Below are 10392 nucleotides of genomic sequence, written 5' to 3'. Positions count from 1 at the left end.
CTCTACCAGTGGGGTTTAGTTTCACTAAACCAACTGGCAGAGTCTGCTTACTTAAGATATTGAACCGCCGTGTACGGAACCGTACGCACGGTGGTGTGAGAGGACGGTAAATAAATTAATTATTTACCTCCTACTCGATTACTCTTTTATAACAAGCTTACTGATCTGTTCTTTAATATTATCCAGTGGGACATCAGCCTGCAGCAGTGAAGCTGTTGTATAGGCTCCTTCTATGAATGCAGTGTTTAAAATCTCCACATTTTTTTCAGTCATTTCAGTTGCCATGTCCAGATTCATCTTTGCGCTTCCCAGATCATAGAAGCACAGGACATTATCTTCTTCAAAAGATTCCAGAGTCTCGCTGATCAGATCAAAGGATGTCCCGACGTCGCCGTCTTCAGTTCCACCTGCTGTTTTGATCGTCACGTCGGAAGCGACCTGGTCCAGAAGCTGTTTCAGACCGGAAGCGACACGTTCAACATGAGAGACGAGAAGCACACCAAAAGATTTACTCATCAGTCACACCCGCTTCCAGAAGACTTTCAAAGAAATAAGCGCTCGATTGTGCCCCGGGATCGATGTGACCGATTGAACGGTCTCCTAGATAAGATGCCCGCCCTTTAGTCGCTTTCATGTCTATCGTGCTTTCCAGAGCACTGTCGATCACTGACTGATCAAGTGTCCCATCCTTCAATGCATCGACTGCTGGAGCCCAGACGTCAACCATCGTTTTCTCACCTGTTTCAGCTTTACCCCGTTTAATTATGCCGTCGAGACCGGAGGATAGGAGAGATGAAATGTCATCTGATTCCTTGGACTTTTTGGCCATGGAGATAAAAGCCGATCCGTACAAGGGACCACTGGCTCCACCGACTTTACTTACGAGGACCATTCCGATGTCCTTGAAAAGGTCTGACAGATTATCGTAGCTTTGCTGCTCCAGTTTCTCATTGACAGCCGCTACACCTCTTGTCAAGTTGCTTCCATGATCCCCGTCCCCGATTGCAGAATCGAGTTCGTTGAGAAAACTTTTCTCATCAGTTATTTTTTTGCTGAAGTGTTCGAAACTTTTTATCCATTTTTCTGTCTGTGCCATTTAAACGCTCCTTCCAGTTATCTACCAGCCAATGACCTCAACAGGTGCATTAAGGTAGTCGATCCATTGTTCATCTTCTATTTTCAGTAATGTCAAGGAAACCCCTGCCATATCGATTGCCGTCATATAATCGCCTACTTTTCTGTAGACCAGTTCCAGTTCTTCGCCGTCATCCAGCAAAGCTCTGATATCGTTCATAAAGACAAACTGCTCCATCAGCGGAGTAGCACCCATTCCATTTACCATCACGGCAAACTTGTCTCCAGCTGACCAGTCTACTTCTTTTTTTAGTTTGGATAAAAATTCTTCAGCCAGTTCTTTCGATGGTTTCAGATTCTCACGGCTGTATCCAGGTTCTCCGTGTATGCCGATTCCGAACTCTATTTCATTATCTTCAAGCTCAAATCCCGGCTTGCCTACTTCAGGATTGGTTGCAGGGGAAAGTGCCAGACCGATAGAATACAGATTGTCATTTACTTGTTCAGCCAGTGCCTTGATATTTTTGAGTGATGCACCTGATTCAGCTGCCGCTCCAAGAATCTTATGCATGAAAACTGTCCCGGCGACTCCTCTTCGGCCGGCTGTAAATGTACTGTCTTCTACAGCGATGTCGTCATCAACAACAATGGAATCGACTTCGATGTCTTCCAGCTCAGCGAGTTCCTTTGCCATGTCGAAGTTCATGACATCACCTGTGTAGTTCTTGATGACAAGAAAAACGCCTTGACCTTCGTCTGCCGCTTTTATGCCTTCAAGAATCTGATCAGGTGTAGGGGACGTAAAGACTTGCCCGGCCACAGCCGCTGAAAGCATACCTTTACCGACAAAGCCGGCATGACTGGGTTCATGTCCGCTTCCTCCGCCGCTGACCAGCCCAACTTTTCCAGACGGGTCAAGTGTCCGCGCAATCACAGTTGTGTCAGGTACACGCCTGACCAGCGAGTCGTAGGCATATGCCAATCCATTGAGCATATCATCAACGACCTGATCCGGCTGATTGATAATTTTCTTCATAATAATATTCTGCCTCCTTATTGTTTTCTCTAACCATATTGTACTCGTTTTCAAAATGAAATTCTAATTATTCACTTCTGAGAAAGGACTTTTTGGTATACTTATACCATATATCGAACGGGAAGGAGAATAGATTTGAAAACATTAGTCATTATCAGCCATCCGAGCATAGATGAATCAGGTAGCCAGCAGTTTCTTATTCAGGCTTTGTCAGACCGTTCACTGGAGCAGGTGACACTGCATCCGCTCGAAAAAACTTACCCTGATGGAGTCATAGATGTAAAACATGAGCAGGAGCTGCTCAAGTCTCACGACCGTATCATTTTTCAGTTTCCATTCTATTGGTATTCGTCTCCCCCCTTTTTAAAGCACTGGCAAGATGAGGTTCTGACCGAACATTTTGCTTTCGGGTATAGAGGGGACAAGCTCAAGGGCAAAGAACTGGGACTCGTCCTGTCCATAGGTCTCTCAGAAAAGGAGTACCAGACGGGTGGACAGGAAGGGTACAGTATCAGTGAATTGACCAAGCCGTTCCAAGCGGTGGCTAGAAAAATCGGTATGACTTATCTCAAGCCGCTCTCTATTTTTCAGTATGCGTATATGAGTGAAGAGGAGCGGATGGGACTGCTGATCCGTTATCAGCAGTATCTTACACTAAAAAAACCGGATTCCCTCAAATCTCGCGAAGAATGGATAGTTGCCGAACTGAAGGAGACAGCTACTGAAACCTTGGGTACTGATCAGCCTGAATTCATTATCGAACAGGTGATTGAGCTTATTGAAGATAATAGAATGGAACTGGATGAACTGCGCATGCATATTGATAATTATCATGAATGAAAGGTGGAAGAAGATGGATGAACAGGATTGGATCATCAGGGAACTAGACCAGCTTTTCGATTCAAGCCGGGATTATAAACAGAAAGCACTCCTTAAAGCAGCAGCAGATCTGATTAAAGAACAGGAAACACGTAAAGAGCAGCTTCAGGGAGAATTGGATGGGACTTTATGGAGTCCGGGAAACTGGGGAAACTGATGCCGGTCAATCGGAAAATCAGAACAATTGACGAGCTAAAGAGAAAAAATCAGTCCTAAGACTATATTTTTTCTCTTTTTTATTATATATACTGTTATCAAGAGAGAAAAAAAAGGAGGAGCAATCATGAAGTATGGGTGGGTAGGCTGGCTGATTATCCTGGTAACAGGAAGTATATTTACAGCTAGTCCGGTAAAGGCACAGGGAAATACATTGCACGACTTGACTATTGATGTCCAGCTGCTCGAAAACGGGACGGCCGTTATTACTGAACGACGGGACATGACTATGGAAGAAGGAACTGAACTCTTTATCGTCATAGAAGAGACCGATGGTGTGGAAGTCATCGACTTCTACGTTGAAGGTATGGAAGAACAGACTGATTGGGATTCCAATGCTTCCAGAGAAGATAAAGCCGGATCATATGGCATAGATGACAGTTCGTCTGAAACGGAACTGATATGGGGGATCGGAGACTATGGGCGTAACGAGTATGTAGTGACCTATACTCTTAGCAATATAGTCAGACAGATGGAAGACGGGCAGTCCATGCACTGGAATTTCAATACATTTGGAGACATTCCTCCTGAAAATCTGACGATCGATATAATCGGGCCATTCGATTTCACTCAGGATACGACTAGAATCTGGGGATTCGGTTATGAGGGAAAGATTGATCTGCTTGATGGAGAGGTCCGTACTTATACTCAGGCTGAACTGGAAGACAACCAGAATGTCGCGGTAATTGTACAGTTTCTTAATAATCCGTTCCTGCTGTCATATTATGATGAACGAACCCTTGCTGAAGTCGTTGAGGATATAGAGCAGGATCCTGGACGTGGAGGTGCGGGTGGAGGAGGACTGAGTGGGACAGTCATCTCTGTTATTATCGGTGCATCGGTAGCGTTTGTACTAGCTGTATTAGCCGTTCTGGTAAAAATTGAACAGCTGAAAAAAGATGGCGGGAAAATCCCTAATTTCTACGAACAACGCAAACGGAACAAAGGGATGTATTACACAGACATTCCTTACAAAGATGGTGATATTACAGATGTTGCCTTCTTCCTGAAACAGCTGCAGATGGGAACGGTTGAGCATTATTTCTTTGCCTTCTTACTGAAATGGTCTAAGGAAAAATGTCTGATTATAGAAGAAGGCGAGGAAGGCAGAAAAAATAAGACCCGTCTGACTTTTGTTCCGGAGACCTTTGAGAGGAAATCACAGCAAGACCTGGCAGGATCAACAGTTGAAGCAGAACTCTGGAATTCTCTGATCGAAGCGACTGACAGCAGCTACCAGATGAGCAGTAAAGAAATGAAGAAATGGGCTCAAAAACAGGCAGACAAACTTCACAAGCTTGATAAGCAGCTTCTTGACGACTCCAGAGATCTGATGATTGCAGAGGGGTATATCAAGGAAGATACTGTTTCTTTCCTGACTGCACGACTGCCGTATACATCGATTACAAAAAAAGGTCAGAGGCTCTACGATCATCTGACCCAGTTTGAAAATCATCTGAATGCATTAGGTGAGGACAAATCACTCAGCTATAAACAGCTGATTCCTGAAGAGTCATTCCTGATGTGGGCAGGCTTGTATGGAAAAGAAGAAGAAGTGATCAAGTCTATTGAAGCAATCATGCCGGACTGGGCAGAACAGGATATCGAGTATATCCCGTACTACTATACGTATTATCCAGGCTTGCATGTGTTTTCCAGCAGTATGCACAGCGGCTACTCATCTTCAGGTGGCTTCGGCGGATCGACCTCCATCGGTGGTGGGGGCGGTGCCATGGGTGGCGGAGGCGGCGGAGCACGCTGACGTTAAAGCTGCTGGTCATCCAGATGATATGATCTATAGTGCACTATGAACATGCTAGGCTTGTTTAGAAGGTCTTCCTTCTGAATGAGTCTAGCTTTTTTCATACGTATGATTAATGAGATAGATGTACTGATAGACAGATGCAGATTAATTTGCTGTTCAAACATCGGGAGGAAAACGATAAAGCAAGTCTTAATATTAGAGAAGACAGGCGGGACAATAATGATGGGGTTTTCATAAAATGGTGCCACTGACTGTTCAGATGTGATATATTTATGATATTAATATACAAGTATGACATATTTAAGTTAGGAAGGTATTTATGCAGACTATCACTTTGCAGGACCAGACGTATGAAGTTTTAAGAGAAATGATTATCAAACTTGACTTGTATCCAGGTCAGAAAATTTCAGAATCTCATTTGATCGATCTTCTAGAAGTGGGACGAACGCCAATCAGAGAATCATTGAAGCAGTTGAAAAAACAGAATCTGATTTTCACCTTTCCTCAGTCAGGAACGTATGTATCCAGAATAGATATGAGTAGAGCATTACAGGCACGTTTTATTCGAGAATGTGTAGAAAAAGAAGTGATGACAGAGCTGTGCGGTGTGATGGATGAAAAGTCCGAGAAAATGCTGTGGAAAATTCTGGATAGACAAAGAGAGACCTTTAAGAATAATAATGTTTCTGATTATTTTGATGTTGACAATGAGTTTCATAAGCAGTGTTATGAACTTGTCGGTAAAGCACAGGCATGGCAGTGGATAAAAGAAGCCAGTGTGCATCTTGACCGTTTCCGCTGGCTTCATCTGAAAGACATAACATTTGACTACAATCAGATTGTAGATGAGCATGAAGGGCTGATTAAAGCAGTAAAATCTAAGCAGGCAGATGAAGTAAAGACTTTAGTGACTGCACATATCAATCTGATGGATGAAGCTCAAGGTGAAATAATGAAAAAGTATTCTGACTATTTCAGAAAATAAACACCAGTTAGCTGAAAGCCGAACGCACAAGAAGACGCCGTTCTGATGATTGTTTTATAGGCATGTGACAAGAGTAATCATTATATCAGGACTTTGCCTGAACTGTTGATATGGTTTGATATGTATATGGTAGAGTATTGAGCTTCACAAAAGAAAGCGTTATACTAATATATGAGTTTAGGCATTCAAGGAGGATATTATGACAAAAAAACAAGCGATTTTGACCCGTTTAAAAGACAATTATCTGTTTGCAGTGATTAGAGGGAAGTCTGCTGAAGAAGCGACGCGTATTTCCGAAGCTGTTTATGAAGGCGGAATCAAAAATATCGAAGTGACGTTTACGACCCCGCAAGCCGACGAATCGATCAGGGATCTTGCTGGAAAATTTGATGGGACGGATATGGTTGTAGGAGCAGGAACAGTCATGGATGCAATAACAGCACGTATTGCGATTATTGCGGGAGCTGAGTTCATCGTCAGCCCGAATATGGTGCCGGAAATTTCAACTGTCTGCAATACATATGGGATTCCCTATCTTCCTGGATGCGGCACAGTGACAGAGGTGGCGGACGCACTGGCGACAGGAGTCGAAGTGGTCAAAGTGTTCCCGGGTGGAATATTGGGACCTGCTTTCATCAAAAATGTACATGGCCCGATTCCGCATGTAGAAATGATGCCTTCTGGTGGTGTGAGTCTGGACAATATGGACCAGTGGATCGATAACGGGGCATGGGCTGTCGGTATCGGCAGTGCGTTGACTAAAGATTTGAAGACTCAAGGCTACTCAAGTGTCACAGAGCAGGCTCAAGCCTTTGTTCAGAAATACAACGAAGTGAAGTGAGGACGTGATCATATGCCGGATGTCATTTTAATTGGAGAACCGATGGGGTTGTTTACTGCTCAGGAATATGGGGAGCTGAAAGATGTCACTTTGTTCAAGCGATCTCTGGCAGGAGCGGAAATCAATGTCGGGATAGGACTGTCCCGCCTGGATTACAAAGTGGAATACGTCACGAAGCTGGGCAAGGACCCCATAGGCGATTATATTGAAGAAGCCATCGAAAAAGAAAAGATAGGGACAAGTTACATCTTTCATTCACCGAAGCACAACACCGGGCTGATGATGAAAAATAAAGTTCAGGACGGCGATCCGTCTACTGCCTACTATAGAAACAACAGCGCCTTCACTACACTGTCAGAGGCTGATGTAAATAGGATCGACTTTTCTGATGTGAAGCTGCTTCACATAACTGGCATTCCGCCAGCAGTGAGCGGGACGGTTAGAGAAGCAATCGTCTATCTGATGAAGAAGGCTAAATCGGCCGGAACATTCATATCATTCGACCCGAACCTGAGGCCTGCTCTCTGGTCTTCGGAAGATGAAATGGTGACTGTCTTAAATAATCTTGCAGGTCTCTCTGATCTGGTGCTTCCTGGTCTTTCTGAAGGCAAGACCCTGGTCGGGACAGATGACGTTGAAGCTATCGCGCGCTTCTATATTGATAAGGGTGCACAGATCGTCATTACAAAAAGCGGAGCAGACGGGGCGTTTGTTACAGAAAAAGGAAAAGACACGATCAATGTGCCTGGTTTTAAAGTGCAGAAAGTCGTAGACACTGTCGGCGCCGGAGACGGATTTGCTGTAGGTGTTCTGCATGGCTATTTAAACGGTCTGACCTGGCCGGAAGCTGCGTTACGTGCCAATGCAATCGGCTCTCTCCAAGTCCAGAATGAAGGGGACAACGAAGGGCTGCCTTCCCTTGAAGAACTGACGACCTATATTGAAAATTATTGATGACACTACCCTGAATAAGTCGACTGATGTCCGGCGTATTCAGGTTTTTTACTGCCGCAAAGTGGGAACGTATAAGGTTTATACGGTAATTGACAGGTTCTAGCTTTACTGCTCGCCTGCTCTTCTGGGACCTCAGCAATAGCTGAACGGTACGTGAAGTTTTTCTTATCAAAAAGGCTTCAGCTTGCTTTCTTTCCGGGTTATTGACAAAATAAACAGTAAAGAAAGGAAGGCGATCGCTTATGCATGACCTGATTAAAAACGGTACGTTGTGGACGCTTAAAGAAGTTGGTACAGATTCAGAACAGATAAGACAGAACGAAACGCTCTTCTCACTTTCAAACGGACACATTGGAACAAGAGGCAGTCTGGAGGAAAGGCATCGGACACAGGCATACAGTCACAGCGACAGCACGCTGATGAACGGGTTTTATGATACTGAGCCAATCACTTACGGCGAATGGGCCTACGGATATGCGACTCATCATCAGACGACGATTCCTGTTCCTGATGCTAAAAAATTGGATTTGTCGCTGGATGATGAGCTATTTGATCTAGAAACAGGAAAAGTTGATCATCATTCACGGACACTGGATCTTAAGAGCGGTCTGCTGACTCGGACCTTTTCATGGGAGAATTCTAAGCAGCAGTCAATAGATGTCACGATCGAACGCTTTGTTTCCTACGATTTTCCAGAAATTTTGGCGCAGCGCATTATTATTGAGTCAGAAAAAGATGACCTGCCAGTTCAGCTTCTCTTCGAACTGGATGAACTGGAAGATATGGGCAAGAAAGAGTCGGCGGAAGACGATCCGGATCCAAGAAAAAAGGAACAGGCGGAAAGAAGATTTGATTCCCGCCCACTATCGACTGACTCAGGCCGAATGATTCATATCAGCACCCATGCCTCTGATCTGCATGCGGTCATTTATGATCATGTCGTGTCTCGTTTTGAACAGGTCAGCCTTGAACGGATTGAAAACAAGGTCACCGCTAGCTTTCAGACTGACAGGTCAGCTCCAGTAATCATTGATCGCTTCACAGCTTACAGTCATAAGTACAGTAATGAAGAAGATACGGATTCTCAGGCTGAGAATCTGAAGGAAATCATGTCAGAGGTTGAAACACTTGGGTATGATGAAGTGAAAATGAGACATCTGTTATTTATGGACGAATTCTGGGATAAGAGTGACATTGAGCTGGAGGGCGACCAGGCACTCCAAATCGGACTGAGATTCAATCTGTTCCATCTGCATCAGGCAGCCGGTCGGGATGGGCATACAAACATGTCTGCCAAGGGACTTACCGGTGAAGGCTATGAAGGGCATTATTTCTGGGATACAGAAATGTACATGTTTCCTTTCTTCCTTTACACGCAGCCAAAGATTGCCAAGTCTCTGCTGATGTATCGACACAGTATTCTTCCTCAGGCGAGGGAGCGGGCACGGACTATGGCTATCGACAACGGAGCATTGTTTGCCTGGCGGACAATCAATGGGGAAGAAGCTAGTCCCTATTATCCAGCTGGAACGGCTCAGATTCACATCAATGCAGATATCGCCCATGCCGTCTATGATTACGGTAAAGTTTCGGAAGATGAGGCTTTCATGTTCAATGAAGGACTGGATATCCTCGTTGAAACAGCTCGCTTCTGGCTGGAATGGGGACATTTCGACGACGAACGGGACGGTGCCTTTGTCCTGAATGATGTAACAGGACCCGATGAGTACACGGCGATCGTCAACAATAATTTCTACACCAATCTGATGGCGAAAAAGAATTTGTCCTATGCCATTGAGTACGCACAGAAAGCGCAGGAGCAGGCGGCTGACAAACTGGAGGAGCTGCATGTGACTGAAGATGAATTGGAAGACTGGAAAAAAGCAGAGAGCAGACTGTTTCTTCCTTATGACGAGGAGAAAGAATTGACGATGCAGGACGACAGTTTCTTCCATAAAAAAGTCTGGGATTTTGAACACACACCAGAAGAAAACTATCCGCTCCTGCTTAATTACCATCCTCTGACGATATACAAGCACCAGGTCTGCAAGCAGGCAGACACGGTTCTGGCAGAGTTTCTGTTCTTCGATGATTTTGAAATGGAACAGCTGAAACGGGATTATGATTATTATGAAAAAGTGACCACACATGATTCCTCTCTTTCCCGGTCTGTTTTTGGCATGATGGCCAGTCAGATTGGCAAACACGAAAAGGCCTATGACTACTTTATGGATACAGTTCTGATGGATATCAGCGACCTTCAGTCGAATACGAAAGACGGGGTGCATGCTGCAAATATGGGCGGAACGTGGATGAGTATCGTTCAGGGCTTTGCAGGGATGCGATTCAATGACGGGACACTTTACTTGACGCCTCATTGTCCTAAGGAATGGGGCAGTTTAAGCTTCAAGGTACAAGTGAAAGACAGATTGATTCAAGTGATGCTGACACCGTCCTCCACGGAATATACATTGCTTGAAGGAGAGCCGATCATTATTGTTGAGAATGGAGAAAAAATTCAACTTTAATCATTTGAAAAAAAGAAGCAGAGGGTAGGCTCTCTGCTTCTTTTTTTCGTGCGCCCGGCATGGGCGACAACTTGGTGGTGAAAGTCCACTACAGACTTGGCAGTAGGAACTGTT

General features: G+C 44.6%; 10 protein-coding genes. 7 read left to right on the top strand and 3 right to left on the bottom strand.

Going from position 1 to position 10392, the window contains the following annotated elements:
• Positions 1–138: 138 nt before the first annotated feature.
• Genes dhaM through dhaK form a run of 3 tightly spaced genes read right to left on the bottom strand, consistent with a single transcriptional unit; the run spans position 139 to position 2110 of the window.
• Complete coding sequence (gene dhaM / locus ABFX15_RS06875) at positions 139–516, bottom strand: dihydroxyacetone kinase phosphoryl donor subunit DhaM (protein WP_346024725.1); 378 nt, start codon at positions 514–516, stop codon at positions 139–141.
• Entirely contained in the window at positions 509–1096 is a 588-nt protein-coding gene (gene dhaL / locus ABFX15_RS06870; RefSeq protein ID WP_346024724.1) for a dihydroxyacetone kinase subunit DhaL, read from the bottom strand. Before dhaL ends, dhaM begins: the two co-directional genes overlap by 8 nt.
• A gap of 21 nt (positions 1097–1117) precedes the next feature.
• The gene (gene dhaK, locus ABFX15_RS06865; protein ID WP_346024723.1) at positions 1118–2110 is read right to left on the bottom strand and encodes a dihydroxyacetone kinase subunit DhaK; all 993 of its coding nucleotides are present in this window, start codon (positions 2108–2110) and stop codon (positions 1118–1120) included.
• Positions 2111–2245: 135 nt separating this feature from the next.
• On the opposite strand from dhaK, the gene ABFX15_RS06860 reads away from it, so the two are divergent.
• The 7 genes from ABFX15_RS06860 to ABFX15_RS06830 all read left to right on the top strand — a co-directional run bounded on the left by ABFX15_RS06860 (position 2246) and on the right by ABFX15_RS06830 (position 10278).
• Positions 2246–2950 (top strand): NAD(P)H-dependent oxidoreductase, encoded by a 705-nt coding sequence (locus tag ABFX15_RS06860; protein ID WP_346024722.1) that lies wholly within the window; start codon positions 2246–2248, stop codon positions 2948–2950.
• A complete protein-coding gene (locus ABFX15_RS06855; RefSeq protein ID WP_346024721.1) occupies positions 2943–3146 on the top strand; it encodes a hypothetical protein in 204 nt (67 codons plus the stop codon). Before ABFX15_RS06860 ends, ABFX15_RS06855 begins: the two co-directional genes overlap by 8 nt.
• Before the next feature lie 126 nt (positions 3147–3272).
• Complete coding sequence (locus ABFX15_RS06850) at positions 3273–4967, top strand: DUF2207 domain-containing protein (protein ID WP_346024720.1); 1695 nt, start codon at positions 3273–3275, stop codon at positions 4965–4967.
• 322 nt (positions 4968–5289) lie between these two features.
• The gene (locus tag ABFX15_RS06845; RefSeq protein WP_346024719.1) at positions 5290–5955 is read left to right on the top strand and encodes a GntR family transcriptional regulator; all 666 of its coding nucleotides are present in this window, start codon (positions 5290–5292) and stop codon (positions 5953–5955) included.
• 199 nt (positions 5956–6154) lie between these two features.
• Positions 6155–6796, top strand: a complete 642-nt coding sequence (locus ABFX15_RS06840) for a bifunctional 2-keto-4-hydroxyglutarate aldolase/2-keto-3-deoxy-6-phosphogluconate aldolase (protein ID WP_346024718.1) — start codon at positions 6155–6157, stop codon at positions 6794–6796.
• A 12-nt stretch (positions 6797–6808) separates the two neighbouring features.
• Positions 6809–7750, top strand: coding sequence for a sugar kinase (locus ABFX15_RS06835; protein WP_346024717.1), 942 nt, complete (start codon positions 6809–6811; stop codon positions 7748–7750).
• 242 nt (positions 7751–7992) lie between these two features.
• On the top strand, positions 7993–10278 hold the full coding sequence (locus ABFX15_RS06830; protein WP_346024716.1) for a glycoside hydrolase family 65 protein: 2286 nt from the start codon (positions 7993–7995) through the stop codon (positions 10276–10278).
• Positions 10279–10392 lie beyond the last annotated feature (114 nt).

Source organism: Alkalibacterium indicireducens, assembly GCF_039522005.1.
GTDB classification, from domain to species: Bacteria; Bacillota; Bacilli; order Lactobacillales; family Carnobacteriaceae_A; genus Alkalibacterium; species Alkalibacterium indicireducens.
The sequence above is the reverse complement of the archived record's forward strand: the minus strand, read 5'-3'. Positions and strand labels throughout refer to the sequence as shown.

Bases quoted from the DNA above. Each gene is read 5' to 3' on its own strand.
- ABFX15_RS06850 (WP_346024720.1), top strand. From the start codon at position 3,273: ATGAAGTATGGGTGGGTAGGCTGGCTGATTATCCTGGTAACAGGAAGT.
- dhaM (WP_346024725.1), bottom strand. From the start codon at position 516: ATGAGTAAATCTTTTGGTGTGCTTCTCGTCTCTCATGTTGAACGTGTC.
- ABFX15_RS06840 (WP_346024718.1), top strand. From the start codon at position 6,155: ATGACAAAAAAACAAGCGATTTTGACCCGTTTAAAAGACAATTATCTG.
- ABFX15_RS06835 (WP_346024717.1), top strand. From the start codon at position 6,809: ATGCCGGATGTCATTTTAATTGGAGAACCGATGGGGTTGTTTACTGCT.
- ABFX15_RS06830 (WP_346024716.1), top strand. From the start codon at position 7,993: ATGCATGACCTGATTAAAAACGGTACGTTGTGGACGCTTAAAGAAGTT.
- ABFX15_RS06845 (WP_346024719.1), top strand. From the start codon at position 5,290: ATGCAGACTATCACTTTGCAGGACCAGACGTATGAAGTTTTAAGAGAA.
- dhaL (WP_346024724.1), bottom strand. From the start codon at position 1,096: ATGGCACAGACAGAAAAATGGATAAAAAGTTTCGAACACTTCAGCAAA.
- ABFX15_RS06855 (WP_346024721.1), top strand. From the start codon at position 2,943: ATGAATGAAAGGTGGAAGAAGATGGATGAACAGGATTGGATCATCAGG.
- dhaK (WP_346024723.1), bottom strand. From the start codon at position 2,110: ATGAAGAAAATTATCAATCAGCCGGATCAGGTCGTTGATGATATGCTC.